13 protein-coding genes and 4 pseudogenes are annotated in these 19,149 nt (G+C 68.5%); 8 read left to right on the top strand and 9 right to left on the bottom strand.

All coding sequences use genetic code 11. The features are described from left to right. Positions 1–772: 772 nt before the first annotated feature. Entirely contained in the window at positions 773–895 is a 123-nt protein-coding gene (locus FCI23_RS62370) for a hypothetical protein (RefSeq protein ID WP_265737751.1), read from the top strand. A gap of 41 nt (positions 896–936) precedes the next feature. Then, positions 937–1,032, top strand: a pseudogene (locus FCI23_RS59710) (transcriptional regulator); the annotation flags it as partial. A 64-nt stretch (positions 1,033–1,096) separates the two neighbouring features. Here the strand turns inward: FCI23_RS59710 and FCI23_RS17595 are convergent. Further along, positions 1,097–2,551, bottom strand: coding sequence for a serine hydrolase domain-containing protein (locus FCI23_RS17595; RefSeq protein WP_136724853.1), 1,455 nt, complete (start codon positions 2,549–2,551; stop codon positions 1,097–1,099). A 724-nt stretch (positions 2,552–3,275) separates the two neighbouring features. Here FCI23_RS17595 and FCI23_RS17600 point away from each other — a divergent pair. Next, positions 3,276–4,772 carry an IMP dehydrogenase gene (locus FCI23_RS17600; RefSeq protein ID WP_136724854.1) on the top strand — a complete coding sequence of 499 codons (1,497 nt, stop codon included), beginning with the start codon at positions 3,276–3,278 and terminating at the stop codon, positions 4,770–4,772. A 352-nt stretch (positions 4,773–5,124) separates the two neighbouring features. Beyond that, a complete protein-coding gene (locus tag FCI23_RS59715) occupies positions 5,125–5,700 on the top strand; it encodes a transposase (RefSeq protein ID WP_246143783.1) in 576 nt (191 codons plus the stop codon). On the opposite strand, the gene FCI23_RS17615 is transcribed toward FCI23_RS59715, so the two are convergent. Continuing rightward, positions 5,697–7,316, bottom strand: coding sequence for a VWA domain-containing protein (locus tag FCI23_RS17615; RefSeq protein ID WP_136724856.1), 1,620 nt, complete (start codon positions 7,314–7,316; stop codon positions 5,697–5,699). The genes FCI23_RS59715 and FCI23_RS17615 overlap by 4 nt on opposite strands. A 19-nt stretch (positions 7,317–7,335) precedes the next feature. Then, on the bottom strand, positions 7,336–8,535 hold the full coding sequence (locus tag FCI23_RS17620) for an AAA family ATPase (RefSeq protein WP_136724857.1): 1,200 nt from the start codon (positions 8,533–8,535) through the stop codon (positions 7,336–7,338). Positions 8,536–8,693: 158 nt separating this feature from the next. Between FCI23_RS17620 and FCI23_RS17625 the strand changes: the two are divergent. After that, positions 8,694–9,149: pseudogene (locus FCI23_RS17625) on the top strand (integrase); the annotation flags it as partial. Positions 9,150–9,362: 213 nt separating this feature from the next. Here FCI23_RS17625 and FCI23_RS17635 read toward each other — a convergent pair. After that, positions 9,363–10,120, bottom strand: a pseudogene (locus tag FCI23_RS17635) (multicopper oxidase domain-containing protein); the annotation flags it as partial. 228 nt (positions 10,121–10,348) lie between these two features. On the opposite strand from FCI23_RS17635, the gene FCI23_RS62375 reads away from it, so the two are divergent. Together FCI23_RS62375 and FCI23_RS17640 are read left to right on the top strand one after the other, a co-directional pair. Next, entirely contained in the window at positions 10,349–10,477 is a 129-nt protein-coding gene (locus FCI23_RS62375) for a hypothetical protein (RefSeq protein ID WP_265737752.1), read from the top strand. A 1,036-nt stretch (positions 10,478–11,513) separates the two neighbouring features. Further along, positions 11,514–12,782, top strand: a complete 1,269-nt coding sequence (locus FCI23_RS17640; protein ID WP_322973852.1) for a S53 family peptidase — start codon at positions 11,514–11,516, stop codon at positions 12,780–12,782. A gap of 604 nt (positions 12,783–13,386) precedes the next feature. Here FCI23_RS17640 and FCI23_RS17645 read toward each other — a convergent pair. Beyond that, entirely contained in the window at positions 13,387–14,049 is a 663-nt protein-coding gene (locus tag FCI23_RS17645) for a TetR/AcrR family transcriptional regulator (RefSeq protein ID WP_136724859.1), read from the bottom strand. Between the two features lie 309 nt (positions 14,050–14,358). Here FCI23_RS17645 and FCI23_RS17650 point away from each other — a divergent pair, with 309 nt between their 5' ends. Then, positions 14,359–15,660 carry a YncE family protein gene (locus FCI23_RS17650; protein ID WP_246143784.1) on the top strand — a complete coding sequence of 434 codons (1,302 nt, stop codon included), beginning with the start codon at positions 14,359–14,361 and terminating at the stop codon, positions 15,658–15,660. Positions 15,661–16,152: 492 nt separating this feature from the next. Here FCI23_RS17650 and FCI23_RS17655 read toward each other — a convergent pair whose 3' ends face one another. From FCI23_RS17655 to FCI23_RS17670, 4 genes and pseudogenes are all read right to left on the bottom strand, one after another. Then, positions 16,153–16,533, bottom strand: a complete 381-nt coding sequence (locus FCI23_RS17655; protein WP_211265369.1) for a toxin Doc — start codon at positions 16,531–16,533, stop codon at positions 16,153–16,155. Further along, complete coding sequence (locus FCI23_RS17660; RefSeq protein ID WP_169316831.1) at positions 16,533–16,772, bottom strand: hypothetical protein; 240 nt, start codon at positions 16,770–16,772, stop codon at positions 16,533–16,535. Before FCI23_RS17660 ends, FCI23_RS17655 begins: the two co-directional genes overlap by 1 nt. Positions 16,773–17,135: 363 nt before the next feature. Continuing rightward, positions 17,136–17,438: pseudogene (locus FCI23_RS59720) on the bottom strand (glycoside hydrolase family 27 protein); the annotation flags it as partial. Between the two features lie 711 nt (positions 17,439–18,149). Next, positions 18,150–19,025, bottom strand: a complete 876-nt coding sequence (locus tag FCI23_RS17670; RefSeq protein WP_169316832.1) for a LysR family transcriptional regulator — start codon at positions 19,023–19,025, stop codon at positions 18,150–18,152. Between the last annotated feature and the right edge of the window lie 124 nt (positions 19,026–19,149).

The following is a 19,149-nucleotide window of genomic DNA, read 5'->3' on the forward strand; positions in this document are numbered from 1 at the left end:
TGTCAGCTGCGTCCGTTGTGGCGTTCTTGCGTACGGCCGAAGCTTGCCGATACCATAAAAGGTTCTCCACTCCCGTGGATCGTGCCCTAACTGCCGTCCGCGTGCGATCTGCCGCCGAACCCGACGCGGGAGGACACGGACACACGCTGCCGGTGGGAACACCCCGAGTTCGGCGCCACCTGCTGTTCGGGACCCAATGGGCGCGCTGCCAAGAAGGAGCGGGGGGAAATGGATAGGGCCAGCAACCGCAAGGAACGCTACGCGGGCCGGCGAGGCTCGCCGTTTTGCGGCCGGAGAGGACAGCGACTGACTCCGCCCCTTATCGCACAGGACCTGGATTGACGCGGGCCGGTTGTTCCCCTCCGAACAGGGAAATGGGCCCTGCCTCGGTCTCGTACGACACTGCTGCACGGCCCCCGGTACTGGTGAGCTCGCCTACGTCATACCGGGCCGGCGCCAGGAGTCCGCGCCGGCCCTGCTCCGTCTGCGCGACCCGGTCCCCAAGTCCGTCGAGATGGACCCCGAGCAACCGGCCGCCACCGTAGGAGACGGCATCGGGGAGTTCAGGGACCAGGCGCAGCATGTCGGTGACCCGGTCGCGGAAAGTGACCGGGGGCGGTTCTCAGGTTCACGACGCAACTGGTCCGTCAGCAGCGGAGTCCCAGGGCGGTTCCCGCGGCCCGCGACGAACAGCCGCGCCGCGGGTGTTACAGCGTGGCGTTGATCGTGAAGACCTCCGCGGAATCAGTACTGCTGCAAGACGTTGTGCCGTATGCGCCTACGCGTCGGCAGCGCCACCGACCCACCCGTCATCGCCATCACCCGCGGCATCCAGCTCCACCTCCTCGACCTCCTCGGCCTGGAACCCACACATCCCCGCCGGCCGGAGACCTGAACGAAGTACCCACGAAGTACGGAGCCAGCCGGCGGAGACGGGCCGAACTGCTGCGGGCGGCCCGGCGCATCCTGTCCCAGCTGCTCTCCGGGCGGCAGGACCTGCTGGCGGAGCTGCGCCGGAGCGAGACCGAGTAGACCGCGACCTCCGCCGGGCGGCGGGACGACCGGGGACACGGGTCCGTAGACCGGCGGCCCCGACTCACCCCCGCGGCGCGCGCAACTCCCGCAGCGGCCAAGGGCCCAGCGGCGCCGTGCGCCACCGAGCGGTGAATGTACCGGCGGCGAGCGAGCACGTCACGGCCAGCTGGTGCGGCGTCTCCAGGAACGACACGTCGGCGACCAGCGTGTCCGCGTCCGTCCAGCCCGCACTCACCGCGGCCGGCACCAGCCCGTCCGGGTCCGCGTCGACCGTCCATCTCGTGCCGTCGAACCGCAGGTCCAGCCGTGACTCGCCCTCGGCCAGCGACAGGACCCAGCCGTCCCCGTCCCCGTCCGCGGCGACCGCGACCCCGGTCAGCGACGGCTGGTCCGCGCACGTACCGCCCTCCGGCGCGAACTCCGTCGCCGACCACGCGGCGGCGTCCGCCAGCGGCGCCGACTTCGCCGTGAGCGGCGGCAACGCGAGCCGGGACAGTTGCTCCCGCAGCGCCGCGTCCTCGTCCTCCCGGCCCGCCAGCGGTCCGGGGCCGAACGCGGGCAGCAGGTGCTCCCAGGCCAGGTCGAGTACGGCCTGCATCTGCTCGGTCGCCGCGGTCATCGCGACCACCGCGTCGTATTCGGGGAGCACCAGGCAGAACTGGCCGTATGCGCCGTCGCCCCGATACCCGTGCCGGGACTTCCAGAACTGGAACCCGTACCCCTGCTGCCAGTCCGAGGCCGCCCCCTCGGCGGTGCCGTCCGCGTTCGAGATGTGCGGGCGGGTCGCCTCGGCCACCCACGAGGCGGGCAGTAGCCGCTCGCCCTGCCATACGCCGCCGCGCAGGTAGAGCATTCCGAGACGGGCGATCGCGTCCGTGGTGGCGTGCAGCCCGCTGTAGCCGATGTCACGGCCGGCCGGGTGCTGCAGCCAGGCTGTCTCGCCGATGCCCAGCGGGTCGAACACCCGGGGCCGCAGATACTCCGTCAGCGACTGGCCGGTCACCCGCTGGACGATGGCGGCGAGGGTATACGTGCAGGGCTGGTTGTACGCGAAGACCGTGCCCGGGTCGCGGTCCGGGGGCAGCAGCAGGAAGCCGCGGACCGGTTCGTCCGGGTCGAGGGCGAACGCCCGGTCGGCCATGTCGGTGAGGTGCCCGCTGGCCATGGACGCGATGTGCCGGACCAGCATGGCGCGGCTGCGCGGGTCGGTTATCTCGGCTTCGAACTCCGGGAAGTACGAGATCACCGGGTCGTCCAGGCGCAGCAGTCCCTCGGCGGCGGCCAGACCTGCGGCCGTCGAGGTGAAACTCTTGCTGAGGGAGTAGAGCAGGTGCACGCGGTCCGGGGTGTACGGCGCCCACCAGCCGGCCGCGACGAGGCGGTCGTGGCGCACGATTATCAGGCTGTGCGGTTCGATGTGCGGCGCGGCGTTCAGGGCGTCGAGGAAGGCGTGGACGCCGTGTGCATCGACGCCTTCGGCCGCCGGAGTGCCGGCCGGCAGGGGTTGAGCGCTCATCAGATGGTTCCTCTGGTCGGCATGGCTGGCGGTCGTGGACGGCGTTCCGCGCACCGGACGTGCGGGTTTCCACCTTGCCGAGCCGGTCAGCCGGTGTCCAGAGTCTGTCTCGCGCACTGGACCGGTGGTAGGCGGGCCGGCACCCAGTCCTGCTGCCTCCACGACCGGCCGACCTCCTGCGGCGCCTCGCCGAGACGCCCCAGCCCAGGCCGTTGCTCGCCCAGGTCCGCCAAGGACCGCAGCTACTCTTCCCGGGATGGTTCCCGGACGGCCGATGGCGACTGCCGCGATGCCCCACAAGCTCAGCCGCCACGGCATCACCGTCCGTGCCACCCCGCAAGGCCGGCCCTGGCCGCGCTCGCCGCCGGCCTCCCGGCGGCCATCCTCGCCGACCTCCTGGGCATGCACCGCAACACCGTGGTCCGCTGGGTCACCTACGCCAGGCGGGACTGGGCCGAGCTCGCCGTTCGGGCCTCAGACGAGGAAGAACGCACCGTGAAGGGTGCCGATGATACGACCAAGATTCGTGCACAGGCTGGGCAGTCGATAGGGTTCAGGGTCACTACCGCACCTCGTTCGACCAAGGAGCTGGTCAGAGCGCGTGCCTCAGCGGGCGCGCACTCCGCGGAGGCGTTACTGGCTCCTGACGACCCGAGCCATCGGACTGGGGGGCGATCTTCACGGCTGGGCAGACGGGTGCCTGCCGGCGGAACAGGAGGAATCAGTGGCACGGATCATCGCCGAGGTCTCACGGACGTTCAACGAGTACCTGCTACTGCCGAATCGGACCCGGACCGATTGCTCTCCTGGGGCCGTCGACCTGCGCACGCCCCTGGTGCGGCACCGGGTGGGCGACGCGTCGGCGATCGAGCTGCACTCCCCGTTCACTTCGGCGATCATGCAAGCGGTTAGCTCCCCGGAGCTCGCGATCGCGCTCGCGCGCAACGGCGGCCTGAGCTTCGTACACCACAACCAGTCGATCGAGGAACAGGCCGCAGCCGTCCGGAAGGTGAAGAACTTCAAGGCCGGGTTCGTCACGAGCGACACGAACGTCCGCCCCGACGACACCCTGAGCCACCTGGTCAGCGTCATGCACCGCACCGGCCACAGCACCGCTGCCGTCACCCACGACGGAAGCGCTGCCGGCCGCCTGCTCGGACTGGTCACCTCCCGCGACTTCCACCCCCAGCGCCACGACCTCGACGGACCCGTCAGCGGCCGGATGACTGCCATCGCCGACCTGCCCCACGCCGATTGCGACATCACGCTCTCCGCGGCCAACGCGCGGCTGTGGGACGAGCGACTGGACTGCCTTCCGGTACTGGACGACGACGGGCACCTGCAGCATCTGGTATTCCGGTCCGACTACGCGGACAACAAGCGCTTCCCCAACCAGGTCGTGGACGGCGGCAAGCGCCTGCGTGTGGGCGCGGGCGTCAACACCCACGACTACCGTGAGCGCGTCCCCGCGCTGACGGAGGCGGGTGCGGACGTGTTGTGTTTCGACTCGTCCGACGGCTACAGCGACTGGCAGGCGCAAGCCCTCACCTGGGTGAAGAAGCACTATCCGGAGATCCCGATCGGCGGCGGGAACGTGGTCGACGGCGAGGCGTTCACCTTCCTCGCCGAGGCCGGTGCGGACTTCGTCAAGGTCGGCGTGGGCGGGGGCTCCATCTGCATCACCCGCGACCAGAAGGGCATCGGCCGAGGCCAGGCGAGCGCCGTCCTGGACGTCGCCGCAGCCCGGGAGGCCTTCGTCGAGCGCACCGGCGAGTACGTGCCTGTCTGCTCCGACGGCGGGCTGGTGCACGATTACCACGTGGCTCTGGCGCTGGCGATGGGATCCGACTTCGTCATGATGGGCCGCTACTTCGCCCGCTTCGACCAGGCACCCGGCGCGAAGCTCCCCACCCGGGACGGCTTCGTCAAGGAGTACTGGGGCGAAGGCTCCAACCGTGCCCGCAACTGGCAGCGCTACGGCCAGGGCGGCCAGGGACTGATCTTCGAGGAAGGCGTCGACGGCTACGTCCCGTACGCAGGCGACCTCAACGAGGGCCTGGCCGTCACCATCGCAAAGATCAAATCCACCATGGTCTCCTGCGGCTCCACGTCACTGCGGGAGTTCCAGTCCTCCGCCCGACTGACGCTGGTCTCCGAGCAGAGCTTCCAGGAGAGCCATGCAAACGTCACTGTGCGGGACACCTCGGCAACGGTCGCCTGAGAAGCCGTCGCCAAAGGAAAACGGGCCGACGGGAGGGAATAGTCGACAGTCGGAATAAACCCCTTGCGCCAGTATTGATGGAACTGCGGAACGTCGACCGACTGCAGCAAGCCTGGCGAGTTGACCGCGTCGACCGCTGATTTCCTGCACCTCGACACCATCTCGCTCAAGCGCCTGTACGTCCTGGTATTTATCGAGCACGCACCCGGCGCGTTCACCTCGCTGGCGTCACCGCCCACCCCCCCCGCCCAGCGGACCACGCGGATGTCGCATCGACTCGTTGCGCTTCCTCATCCGGGATCGAGACACGAAGTACACCCGTTCCTTCGACGCCGTCTTCGAAGCAGACGACGTGGAAGTGCTCCTCAGCCCACCCCGGGCACCAAGAGCGAACGCCATCGGCGAGAGAATCGTGGGCACCCTTCGCCGCGAGCTCCTCGACCGGATCCTGATCTACAACGAGGCCCACGCCCAGGCAGTGCTCACCGAATACGTCGGGCACTACAACCAATACCGCCCTCACCAGTCCCGGCAGCAACTACCCCCGCAAGCACCGAACTGCCCGTCCCGGCAACCGCCACAGACCTCCACGCCTAACGGGTCCGACGACGCCCCATACTTGGCGGCCTCATCAACGAGTACCACCAAGCCACCTGACCGAACGGCATCGCCGCAGCTCACAGCACCGAATCGTATTTTCGAGCGGCACAGGGTTGTGACCTCGATCGAGAGGACCGCGTATCCGCGGTTCAAGCGGCTGATCACCGCGCATGAGCTGCATCTGTTCTTCGCGCCGAGCCGTGACGAGGTCGAGTGGGCTTCTGTTCTGACCGATGGTGACGAGCACCTGCTGGCCCTGCTGCTGGCGCTGAGCTGCGGGAACAGATCCTCTCTCGTGTCGGGGTTACGGGGGAGGATGCCGGGTTAGATCACGCGGAAGAGGTCGGCGGCGGCGTGGACGTCGGTGAGATCCTCGATGGAGCGGAGGTTGTCGCACAGGGCGTCCAGGACCGAGCTGGCTTCGGCGGCGCGCGGGGCGCCGATGGCCACGCCGAAGACGCGGAAGCCCAGCAGGTGCTTGGCGTCGTTCCAGCCGCGCATCCATTCCTCGGTGACGCCGCATTCGTCGTCGGTGATCATCACGATGTCGCCGCGCGTGCGGGCGGCGTCGTTGAACTCCTCCTCCAGCAGTTCGCCGGCCGCTGTCAGCGGCCTCTGATAGCTGGTGCCGCCGCCGAGGAAGGTCTCCGCGAAGTCGAGCACGTGGGCGATGCCGGCGGGCTGGCCGGCCGGGAAGCGGAAGACCTGGATCTTGTCGGCGGCGGAGAACAGGATGCCGACGAAGTCACGCTTGGCGCGGCGGGCCTGATCCAGCAGCGCCAGGGCGCACGCCTTGGCCCACGCCTCCCGGGTGACTCCGCCGGGCCCTGCCTCGTACATGGAGTGCGAGGTGTCTACGCACGCGATGATGGCGCCCTGGCCGGTGGTCTGCTCCCCCTGGCTGTCATAGAGCATCAGCTCCCCGGCGGCGTAGCGCGCGGCGAACACCGCACGCAGCTCAGGCAGGCCGAGGTTGGCCAGCTCGGAGGGGATGACGCGGGAGAGGTCATTGCCGAGCGTGACGCCGACCAGCTCCCCGGCAGCGTTCTCCACCTTGCGGGCGCACTCACCGCTGGCCATCTGCCGGAAACGGCCGATCAGCTCGGCCCACTGTCCGAGACGGCCGGTGCGCAGCCGCTCGGCGAGCCGGGCGCGCCGGCCGAACGGCATCCGCTCCAGCTCGCCGGAATCGACTCCCCATGCCCGCATCAGCGCGGCCTCCTCCCGCGCGGCCTCGGCGGCCTTCGCCGCCGCGTTCCGCGCGGCGGCACGGATACCGGGGGCCGCCGCCACGAGGGCCTGCGCGGCGTCCTGGGCGGCCTGCTGTGCAGCGGCCTCGGCGGCCTCGGCGGCCTCGATCGCCTGTTGTACGGCGTCGGCGGCCGGGGCCGGCACGGTGCCGTCCTCGTCGGCCCCGTCGGCGGCCTGCTGGAGCGCCTCGCCCACGGCGGTCGCCGCGCCTTCGGTGTCCTGCTGGGCCTTCTTCGCCTGCTCGGCCTGTTCCTGGGCATCCCGGGAGCGCTCCAGCATCCGGCGCAGCGCGGCGGCCTGGGCGAGCACGGCCATGGCGGCGGCGTAGGGGTCGCCGGCCGTCTCCCGGCGCAGCTCGGCGAACTCCATTGACTCCACCAGTGAGGTGATGACCTGGTGGTTGACCAGCCGGGAGGGGTCCATCTCCTCGCGCTCGCGCAACCGCGGGCTGACCTTGTATGCGCCCAGGAACGCGTCGGTCAGGAGGTCGGTGGTGTAGTCGTAGCGCTCGTTCAGCTCCTCGGCCAGATCGCGCAGTCCGGCCGACTGCTCGTAGGTGTCGCGCCATGCGATCTGGTCGAACCGGTCCGCGACCACGGCCGTGGTGTGCCGCTCGGGAGCTGCGGCGGACAGGCCCAGCCACTTCCCGGCCCGGCTCGCCAGCTCGTTGAGCTTGCTCGGTGTCTTGCCCATGGTCCTGATCCCCCGGTGTTCAGAGCTGGGCCTGCACCATGCTCGCGTCCACGCCGAGGGCCTCGGTGAGAACGCGGGCGCGGACGGCGCGCTGGCGGCCGGTGACTCGGTCAATGGCGGCGGTGGAGCGGCCGGCGCTCGCCGCCTCCTCGCGTAGTTTCTCCAGCCGCTTCCCCGCCGTGGCGAGCTTGTTGTGGGCCTTCTTGATGACCCACTCGCTCAGCGCCTCGCGGGACTGCCCGGCCATGGCGTCGAGCTGGGCCTCCAGCTCCTCGATGGCGTCGGCCAGGTCGAGCGCCTCCTTGGCGTCGGGGTTGACCAGTTGCAGCACCTCGCGCTCGACGGTCGGGCGTTCGGCGGGGGAGTCCCACAGCACGTGAGTCAGCACCGACAGGTCGGTCTCGGCGACCGCCGGGCGGCCGTCGAGGTACGCGGACGCCTGGAGCAGGCCCACCGCCTGCCGCCAGCGGCGGTCAGAGGCGACGAGTTCCTTGCGGCGCAGGGCGGCCCGCAGCGTACACACCGCATCCACGATCACGTCGGGGACGTCCATGGCCGGGACGGCTTCGGTCACGGCGTACTGCAACGCGGCCAGCTCGATGGTGGTCCGTGTCGGTGCCGCCGGGCGGCTGACGGCGGAGCGGACCAGCGCGGCGAAGTTCAAGGGGTCTGCCAGGTACCCGACCTCGATCCGCACCAGCAGCCGGTCGTAGATCGCGGCCGAATCCTCTCCGCTGGGCAGTTCGTTGCTCGCCGTGATGGCCCCGATCAGGGGGCAGCGGATCGGCTCGCCGCCGCTCTCGGGGTGGTAGATCCGCTCGTTGAGGTAGCCCAACGTCTCGTTCAGAGCCGCCGTGGAGCACTTGAAAATCTCGTCGATGAACGCGACATGCGCGGTCGTGGCGCGGCCGTCGTAGACCTGGCGGTACTCACCCCGGGCCAGCGCGGCGACGTCGATGGGACCGAACATCCTCGTCGGCACGGTGAACTTCGACAGGAGGATCTCCCAGTAGGCCGCCCCCCCGACCCTGCCCGTGAGCTCCCGGGCCATCTCGGACTTCGCCGTTCCGGGCGGGCCGAGCACCAATGAGTGCTGCCCGGCCAGCAGCGTCACCACCAGCGTCCGCACCACGTCAGCCCGCTCGTAGAAACGGTCCGACACCTCGTCGCTGATCGCCCGCAGCCTCTTAGCCGTGTCCTGCGCGTCCTGTGCGCCCATATTCAATCATTGCCTGTGAGGCCCTGTTGGCTGACGAGACGGCCCTTCCCCCCGAAATCATCCGCCCAGGTGGGACCTTGATGACTGGTCCCTGGTCGTATCGGTTGCTCGCCCCGCTGTCCTCCCCTGGACACGGCACGGCGGCATCATGATCCGTCGTGCTGCTGCGCCTGGCCTACCTCGCCGTGACCAACACCTTCACACTCCTACGGCTGCTGCCGATGAGCGACCGGGACAAGGACATCGAGATCCTCGGGCTGCGGCACCAGCTGCCGGTCCTGCAGCGCCAGACCGGAGAGCCCGTGTTCACCGCCACCGACCGTGCGCTGCTCGCGGGGCTGCTCCACCACCTCCCAATGGACAAGCTGCGCCAACTCCTGCTCCTGGTACACCCCGACACAATCATGCGGTGGCACCGCGACCTGCTCAAACGGCGGCATACCGCGACCTGCGTACCGAGGCGGCGCGGCCGCCCCCCACCGTCCGCTCGATCCGAGCCCTGATCCTCCGCCTGGCCCGCGAGAACAGCTCCTGGGGGTACCCGGCGCATCCACGGCGAGCTCGGGGCCCTGGGCATCAAGGTCGCCGCCTCCACCGCCTGGGAAATCCTCCGGTGCGCCACGAGGCACTACGGAATCGAGCGGGTGAGGTCTTCCTTGTTGCGGCGCAGGAGGTTGCGGACGGTGTAGACGGGGTCGCCCTTGCGGCGCGGCGCCCGTGGTGCCTCCAGGTGAGGCGGCGGCGCAGGTCGGCGAGGTGGCGCTGGGCGAGCTGGACGATATGGAAGCAGTCCACGACCAGGGTGAGCCGACCGGTGGAGCCGTCCCGTCGCCGCCGAGCAGGGTGCTGGTGGCGCCCATGAGCATGAACTTCTTCGACGTGCCGCCGGACGAGGAGGAGACGGACGGGGACGCCGATTCACCGCCCATGTTCATCCCGCCCATGCTGCCCATGCCCTGCTTGAGCTCGGCGAAGACCTCGTCCGGGGTGCCGGTGACCCCGTCGACCCAGTCGTCCAGGACGACGACCCATTCGTCGTCGTACGACAGCGGCTCCTTCGGGTCCTCGACGATCAGGGGGGCGTACAGGCCGCGGTCGAGCTCGACTCCGACGTGCGGGTGGTGCCGGGGTCGGCGGCCATGAAGCGGTAGGTGAAGTTGCTGCCGGCCCGGACCGCTGCCTGGGTCGCGGGGGGCACGCCGTCCATGTCGTTGCTCAGCGTCACGCCGTGCCAGTGGATCGAGGTGGTGGTCTGGTTCGGCAGCTGGTTGGACAGCTCGGCGGCAAGCGTGTCACCTGCGGAGGTACGGATCTCCTTGCCGGGGGTCCGGCCGCTGAAGGCCCAGGTCTTGGGGATGTTGCCGGCGCCCAGGTCGATCATGGCGGAGGCGGCGGTGAGAGTGAGCCGGTGCACCGTGCCGGTGCTCGTTCGCTTCTTCTCCACCCGGGTGACCTCGGCGCCGGAGGGGCTGATGAGGCCGGGGCTTTTGCCGGAGCCGCTGGAACTGCCGCAGGCGGTGAGCGCGCCGCCACCCGCGGCGCCGAGTCCGGCGAGCACAACGGAGCGGCGGTTGATGTGGTTCACGGGATGAGTCCTCTTGTCGACGCGTGGTACCGCCAGAGGCGGCACGGCTCAGGCCGGCGCGAAGAGGGCACACGAGCGCCGTTCGGCGCGGCCTAGAGGAGCAATTGAGAGAGAACCGACAAATCGGGCGGCGCACGGCCGATCGTCCGGGCGAGCGCCGGGCCGGCGATGGCCTGGTGCGCATTCGGAAGGCGCTCGAGGTGGACCTGAGGCGGCAGGGTGAGCGTGATGGTGTCGACGCTCGCCGTGGAGCAGTGCTGCATGCCGGTGGCGGCGCAGGCGCCGTCGTCGGCGCTGTACGCGGCGGGTCCCCGGCCCGGGTATCCGTACGGTCCGCTGCGGCGCCCGCCGACATAGAGATGCCTGGCATCGGCCTCCCGTGCGTGGCGGACTGCGTGGCGGTGGTGGCGGAAGCTGGGGCAGTTTCGTGGTAAATCAGCACGGCATGCGCGGCCCACAGGGCGATGAGGGCGGCTCGCGCCCAGCGGACGGCGCCACTGCGGGCTGTCCGTATCGCCATTGCTTCTACCCTGCGCTCTCGGCTTGCCGTGCTCCCGAACGAGAGGAGTGAAAACCCGGGAGGCGACTCAATATGACCCTCTGAGGTGTCGTGATCCCGGGGCAGCAGGTAGACGGCACCGAACCGGGGTGAGCTGAAGACGTCGAAGAAGCTGTGCCTCGCGGTGATAGTCGTCACCGATGACGGCGGACGACGTAGGGCGTCGCGCCAGCCTCTCGGTCCGATTTGTCCAATCTGTCACCAGATGCACGAACTCATTGTCACCCACAGCGCGTTCCGGTCGAGTTGTCACCACGTCAACGGAGGTCGAGCCGCTGACCTGGAACGTCGTACGGACGTCGCTCCTTGTGACGAAGCGCGCCACCTGTCACTCGGTGACTTCGCAGCCTTGATGTCACCACCCTGCGCCGCCACACGGTCCAATCGCGGTCGCGCGTTACCGAGAGCCACTTCGGGTGAGGCTCGCCACAACCGGGACCACCGGAGGGCGTTGGGGAGCATGATGAAGGCTCTGACCAGGTGAGTTAACCGTCTAGTTGTCACCTGGCGGCAGCTGTACGACAACTGGCCTACTTGCGGGCCCCGATGAGCCACCCGGGCCGTGCTTGCCACGATCGACGTGATCACAGTTCCCCAAATCGGGCAATCACGGACAAGTTGCACAGGAGCGCATAAAGTTCCAACACGCTTGCCCTACGGATGGCCTCGGAATGAGATCGCGGCAACTGCCCAGTGCGGTCCCACTCCATAAGAGGAGCAACTATGCGCAGAGTTCGTCCGCGGCAGCGTGCCGCGGCCGTCGCCGGGGTCATCGCTCTGGCTACTTTCATACTGATATCAACCTCTTTGTCCAGAGCTGCTATCGCCGCATCCGTGCATTCGGCGCCACCGGTCAAGGCCGTGCCAGCGGTAGCCGGACAGCAATCGGCGCGCGCGGGCCGCAGCCCGCTGAGCACCGGGCAATGCCTGGCGAAGTGGAAGATCTCCTGTTACACCCCGACGCAGTACCGTCAGGCGTACGACCTGAACCCGCTGTACCAAGCAGGAATCACCGGCAAAGGGCGCACGATCGTGATCGTGGACTCCTTCGGCTCGCCGACCATCCAGCACGACCTGGATGTCTACAGCGCCCGGTTCGGTATGAAAAGCACCCAGGTCCACGTGGTCAAGTGGGGCAACGTCCCGCCCTTCAACCCCACCAACCCCAACCACATCAGCTGGGCCGGGGAGACCACCCTCGACGTGGAGATGGCGCACGCCGTCGCCCCGGACGCGCACATCGTCCTGGTAGAGACCGGGGTCGCCCAGAACGGAGGCGGCACCAACGGCCTGCCGGAGATGATGAACGCCGAGAAGTCGCTGATCGACCGCGGCGTGGGCGATGTGATCAGCCAGAGCTTCGGCGCGACGGAGAACACCTTCCCCGGCTTCCGCAGCGGCGACTTCTCCAGCATCCAGAACCTGCGGTACGCCTTCAAGGACGCGGCCAAGCACGGTGTGACCGTCCTCGCCGCATCCGGCGACAGCGGTGCCACCAACACCACCGCGGACGGCGACAGCGACTACCCGTACAGGGTCAACGCCTGGCCGTCCTCCGACCCGCTGGTGACCTCGGTCGGCGGCACCCAGCTGCACCTGGACGACAATGGCGACCGCATCGCGCCGGACAGCGTCTATAACGACGACGGGGCGGGCGGCGGTGGCAAGTCCCATGTCTTCGCCCGTCCCTCGTACCAGGACGGGGTCAAGCAGGTGGTCGGCGACCGCCGCGGCACCCCGGACATCTCGATGTCCGCCGCAGTGAACGGCGGCGCGTGGGTGTACTCCAGCTACGACCCGAAGGCGGTCGGCTGGGAGGTCTACGTCGGCACCAGCGAGGCCAGCCCGCTCTTCGCGGGCATCGTGGCCCTGGCCGACCAGGTCGCCGGGCACCGGCTGGGCGACATCCACCAGGCGCTCTACGCGCTGTACGCGCAGTCCGCACAGAACCCCTCCACCGGCATCGTGGACGTGAGGGACGGCACGAACAACAGCTACGCCGGAGTCACCGGCTACACCGCGGTGAAGGGCTACGACATGGCGACCGGCGTCGGCACGATCGACGCGGCCCGCTTCGTCCCGGCCCTCGCCAAGGAGGGCTGACCGCATCCCGTCCCCGATGAGAGGGCGCCTGCCGCAAACCGCCGGGCCCCGCCCGCGCCGGGACGGCGGCTTCTGTGCCTTCTTCGACGCCGTCTCGCTTTGGCCGCGGGCCCGGCGGCGAGTGCTGCCTGTGACCAGTACGAGGCCCTGTCCGGGCGCCGCCCCGTTCCAACGCATGGAAAGGCTGCGGGGTCCTGCCGTATTGGCGGGACCCCGCAGGTCACCCGCGTTGGTTACTCAGCGGAGGAGGAGCTGCTGGACATGCCGCTCATGCCGCTCATCGACGGCATCGTGCTCATCGACGGGGAGCTGGGAGTTGTCGAGCTGTTCGACGTCCCAGGAGTGGAGGCGTCCCATGCTCCGGTGGACCTCGGCGGCGGACTCCGACAGGCCCCGCCAGGCGGCACAGCGCCAGAGCCGTCACAAGGATCAGGAAGAGGGCAGCGAGCGTGAGGTGCGGGAGGACCCTGTGAGCCCCACAGGGTGCTTCGGCCGGGTCCGGGTCGCGTGGTGGCGTGCGGGCGGGTCCCGGTGTTTGTCGAGCGCCCGCGCTCGACAAGCCTCTCACCCTGCGCGGATAAACCTTTCGGTTCCTCGCAAGGCGCTAGGTGTCGTGCGGGCTGCGGTTGGCAGGGCGCAGGATGGCCATCAGCAGCTGCACCAGTTCGTCGACGACTTGGTCGAGGGTGGCGTCCACCCAGCCCGCCGTCCAGTCATGGAGTAGTCCGTTGACGCTGCCGATGAAGGCCGTGGCGGCCAGTCGATAGTTGCGGGCTTCGGCTTCGCCCCGCTCGGCCGCCGCGGTCGCCTCGGCGCAGATGAAGTCGATCCAGCGGGCGCGGCGGGCGAGCCGCTGCCGGTCCATCCTGGGGCTGACGCCGATGATCTCGGTGAAGGTGATGCGTATGCGGCGCGGGTCGCCGGTGACGTTGGCCGCGTAGGCGTGGAAGACGGCGGTGGCGCGTTCGGCGAGTGGCAGTCCGGCCGCGTCGGTGAGGGCGGCCGTGGCCGCCTGCTCGGCCCAGTCGTTGACCTGGAGGTGCAGGGCGCTCAGCACGTCCTCGAGGGTTCGGAACTCCTCGTAGAACTGCCGGGTGGACAGACCTGCCGCCTCGCTCAGCGCGGCCACCGTAGTGGCCCGGAAACCGGGGCTGTCGCCGAACAGCTGCAGCCCGGCGTCCAGGAAGCGCCGACGTCGCTCGGCCTGCCGCTCGTCGGCGCTCTTGCCTGCGTAACGGCCCGTTGGCTGTTTGAGCCTGCCCGCCACGGACTCTCCCTCGCTGGTCGTGGGTTCATCACATCTTCTCCTGCCGTGGCTCTTGTAGCGGAGAGGGCTCGTGGTTACTTTCTAGTAGCCACATCTGAACGCGGACGTATTCAGATTCGGGCCGGTATGGCTCCGTCTGCCTCCGCGCCAGGCCTGGCGTCCGTGCGCAGGCCCCACCTCGTCGACCCGGTTCCGCAAGACCCTCGTCTCGATATGTCATGTTCTGGGCAAATAGGTCAATGGCTCACCGTGCACGGAGATGGTGCGCTCTCCACGACCGACTCGCTCACACCTCACGGAAGGAATGCCATGCCCGCTTCCACCACTGGTCGTGCCCGCCCGGCGGGCTCTGCCCGGTGCCGCCGACGCCGACTGTCCTGGCGCGCCTTTGGCTCCCTCGCCGCCACGCTCGCCCTGACCCTCGCGGGCGGCGCCACGGGGGTGACCACCGCGAGCGCCACCGATCTGCAGGAGGTGATGTTCGTCGGCAACAACTGGGACGGAACCGCCACTGTCATCAAGTCCTCCGGTGACTTCGCCAAGATCGGCCAGATCAACGTCATCCCCGACAAGGCGCAGCGGCTGGCGGAGATCAACGCCGACCCGATCAAGTGGATCTACTACACGGCCATCAACAACGAGGTCGGCCAAGGCCACGACCAGTTCGTCGACGACATGTACTCCACGCCCGACGGCAAGTCCGTCGTCGTCTCCCGCCCGAGCTTCGCTGATGTCGTCTCCATCGACCTGGCCACCGACAAGATCAACTGGCGTTTCCCGGTCGCCGGCTACCGAGCCGACCACATGGCGGTGTCCCCCGACGGCACCCGCGTCGCGGTCTCGGCCTCGACCGCCAATCTCGTGCAGGTGCTGGACATCAACACCGGCAAGGAACTGGGCGAGTTCCCCACCGGCGACAAGCCGCACGAGAACTTCTTCACCAATGGCGGCAAGTACATCTGGAACATGTCGATCGGCGAGGTCACCACATCGCTCGACGACCCGTCGGCGGACTGGACCAAGGGCGACCGTCACATCACCGTCGTCGACGCCACCACCTTCAAGCAGGTCAAGATCATCGACATGCGCGACCGGCTGGACGCGATCGGCCTCAAGGACTTCTCCGACGCGGTCCGGCCCGCCGCCTTCACCCCCGACTGGTCCAAGCTGTACTTCCAGGTGTCCTTCTTCAACGGCTTCCTGGAGTACGACGTCGCCGCCGACAAGATCACGCGCGTGAAGACGCTGCCGGCGAACCCGGCGACCAGCACGGACCGCACCACCTGGCTCCTCGACTCGCGCCACCACGGCATCTCGATGAACCCCGACGGTACCAAGCTGTGCGTCGCCGGGACGATGGACAACTACGCGACCGTCGTCGACCGGGCGACCCTCCAGGAAGGGCCGCTCATCCCGGCGTCGACGCCCTACTGGGCGACCGTCAGCGGTGACGGCAAGGACTGCATCATCTCCGAGGCCGGAGCCGACCAGATCACCGCGATCGACTTCGCCACCGGCGAGAAGGTCACCAGCGTGGCGGTCGGCGACCACCCGCAGCGCGTCCGCCTCGGCCACGTGCCGGCCGGCTGGACCGGCCCGACCTCCAGCTGAGGCAGAAACCACCGCCTGTGGGGCTCGAAAAGTCGTCGCAGCAGGTCAAGGCGCTTACCGGTACTCGTTGACAGCACCGCGGAGGATGGGGGTGCGCAGGAGTCTTCGGCCGTCGACGATCGAAGACCCTGTATACCCTGCGGGACTCTGTCGCCCGATTTGGCCGACCTGCCGAAACCGGCAAGCGGCTGACCGTGCTGGTGACGCTGATCAAAGCGGTCCTCACCGCGAATCGGGCGACAGAGTCCCGCAGGTCGGCTGGGTCACGGCCGGGTGCAATCGGCATCGCCACACCCGCTACGTCGTGTCGGTGATCGAATCTGACCCATGGAAGTGGGCGAACATCGTCGGTCTGGGCACCCGGATCGGGATAATGATCCCGTGTCTTGACCAACTCAATGAGTCACCGGCTGACCGCCAGCCCGAACCAAATCGGGAAATACCTCCGCCCGATACCCCTGGTGGCAGCCTAAACGGGTATCGAACACCCTCTCAGATCTTCCAGGAGCGCAGCTGGTCGGCGACGGCGTAAACGCTCAGGCGGCTGTCCCGGACTTTACGGACAAGGTCAGGCAGGGCCCCGTAGGGTAGGTCGATGCCCTCGCCGGACTGGTCCATGTACTGGGCGGCGACGAACGCGGCGTAGAGGCTGTTGCGGTGCGGCAGCGGTTCAAGGCGCACGATGGTGTGCAGGAGTGCGGCCGCACGCCATGCGGCATCAGGGTCGGAGGCCTCCAGCGTCGGCATCCGGGTCTTGTGGCGTGCGACGGCTGCCACCAGCGCGGAGTAGTCGGAAACCGTCACGTCCTCGTGGCCCAGGGCGAACTCCTGGACGTCCAGCAGCCAGGAGACATCGATGTGGAGAACGCTCATCAGGCGGCCGCGGCCCCGTCGCGGCGCTGGGAGGGCGGGATCTCCTCGGGGAATGCTTCGTCGAATTCGGTGCGCAGCTTGTCCGCCCAGGCGGCGGCGCCGGTGATGAACCGCTTGCGGTGCATCTCGCGAACGCCGAGGTCGTGAAGGTACTGCTTGAGGCTCTTGCCCTCGGCAGCGGCGGCCGCGCGCACACCCTCGAGTTCCTCGTCGGTGAAGGGCACATTCAGTGATGGCATGCCCTCATGGTACCTAGTTGGTGCCTCCATGTGCCAGGCCCAGCATCCGGCCTCCGACGCAAGAGTCAGCCGGCCAGTGACGTTGCCCTACAACGGTGCCGGGCCAGGATCGCGCCAACAGCATCGTGTGAGCAGCGCGGTACAACAGCAGCACGACCATCGGGACCGCGTTTCAGCCACCACCGACAACCACGAAACCACTGCTCACCTGCAGCGATGACTTTACGAGCCCCACAGGCTCGTCAGAGCTTGCTCTGGTGGACCCTGCCACTGACGCCGCGGAAGACGGACAGCACACTGCCGTCCGGGCCCGCGGTCGCCCCGAGGGCGCCGACGAGAACGCCGCTCACGAATCCGGTCACCGGCGACGAGCCGCCCCTGGCTGTCGCGCGGATTGTCAGCCTGCCAGCCGCCGTCAAGCCAGACGATGTTGTAGCCGCTGTCTCTGAGCCCGCTGCTGACCAGATAGTCGGCGACGCTCTTGACCTGCGCTTCAGTCGGTGCGCCAAGGTCGTAGTAGGTGTTCCAGCCCATGTACGGCGTGGGGACGAGGCCGCTGTTGTAGTGCTGCGGTGCTCCCTGGTCGTCCGCGGCGTGTGCCGTCGGCACCGCTGTCCCGATCAGTGCGGTGGCCCCGAGAAAAGCCGCTGCACAACGGGCACTGATGTCCTCCGAGAGTTGGGGTAAAGGCACCCGCCGCCCCCAAGATCACGGCGGCGGCGCCACGACGAAGACTGTCGCTGCGCCCACCGTTTCCTGTTCAACGGTTATTACTAAGAGGCCGCGCGAATAGGTGGGGCGGCGTCGCGTGCCGATGGGCGGCGCCTGGCGGCGTTGTCGTCGGTCGACGACTCTCCCCCAGACTCCGTCCGGGAGGTGCCCCCACCAAGCTCTCGGCTCCGCTCGAGCAGGGGGCACCCCCATCGCGTCGCCTTCCTCCTCCGCCTTGCCAGACTTGCCCCTCGCCCCGCTCCTTCCTCCACCCCACCTATTCGCGGGGCCTCTAATTAACTTAAAAAATGCTCCGGTTGTGATGTTGACTGCCTCGATGCGCGACCGGATCTGGTTTGCGGTCCTGTCCCGGCTGGTCAAGGCGTGATCAGGGAGGACGGCATGACCACGCTCCCGACGCTGAACGCAACGGTGTCCGTGACGAGGTGACAACCCGCGTGCCCCCCGCCGGTCGGCGAGGTGGCACGCGGGTCCAGTTGCCGGTCATGCCAGAAGCAACAGACCTTACGCTTTCTTGAGTGTGAAGTCGGTGTGATCGCCGCTCCCTTCGCGGCTGGGACCAGTGGCATCGCCGTGTCACCTTGTCCGTGGCAGCCACCGCAGAGCCGTACCAGCAAGCACGCGACATTCGCCGACCGCACCTGTTCATGCGGCGCGTGAGGCCAATGCGGTCGTCACGAAGGCCTCGGCCGCGGCGGTCAGCGGCTGGTCCCTGTGGACGATGAGCAGGTCGTAGGTCACTCGGGGGAGCAGGGGCAGCACCACGGCGCCCCTGCGCTCGGCCTCCCGTGACACCGTCCAGGGCAGGAAGGCCGCGCCGACGCCTTCCAGGATCAGCGGCACGACGGCCTCGCGGTGAGGCGTCTCCAGCGCCGTGCGCAGCGCGATGCCCCGTTCCTTCGCCTCGTCGAGCAGATTGCGGGCCCGGGAACCGACGGCGCTGCTGATGAACGGGATGTCCACGAGCTGTTCCAGGCTGACTGGCCCCTGGCCGCTCAGCAGGCTTCCTGGCGGGAGCACAGCGACGATCTCGTTGCGGCCGATGGGGTGTGCCCGCAGGTCCGCCGACACCGGGCGGTCGGTGAGCCCGACCTCGCACGAGGCGCTGGCCACCGCCGCCGCGGCGAGGGCGCCCTCTTCGGTGGGCAGCATCGAGATCGTGACATCGGGATACTTACGGCAAAAGATCCCGATGATCCGGGCCAGCGGTTCGACGCTCAACGCGGGTGGCGCGCTGACGGTGACCCGGCCACCGCGGAATCCCTTCAGCGCAATCATCGACAGCCGCGCTTCTTCCACGTCCTTGAGTGCACGCCGAGCGTAGGTGAGCAGGACAGTGCCCGCCTCGGACACCACGACCCCCCGGCCGACCCGGTGGAACAGAGGTGAGCCGCACTCCCGCTCCAGCTTGCGGATGCCCTCGGACAGCGACGGCTGGCTGACATGCAGGCGGGCGGCGGCCTTCGTGAAACCGCCGTCGTCGACCGCGGCGACAAAGTACTCCAGCGTACGTAGATCCATACTCATAGGCTCACCCTATCAATTGTATCGGAAAAATAGACTGGACGTATCTGTTGGTGCGGTGTTCGATACCTCAAAAGCGGCAGCCCTCCCCGGAAACCGATGTCGGCATAAACTCCAAGAC

The organism is Actinacidiphila oryziradicis, assembly GCF_005047355.1.
GTDB lineage: Bacteria > Actinomycetota > Actinomycetes > Streptomycetales > Streptomycetaceae > Actinacidiphila > Actinacidiphila oryziradicis.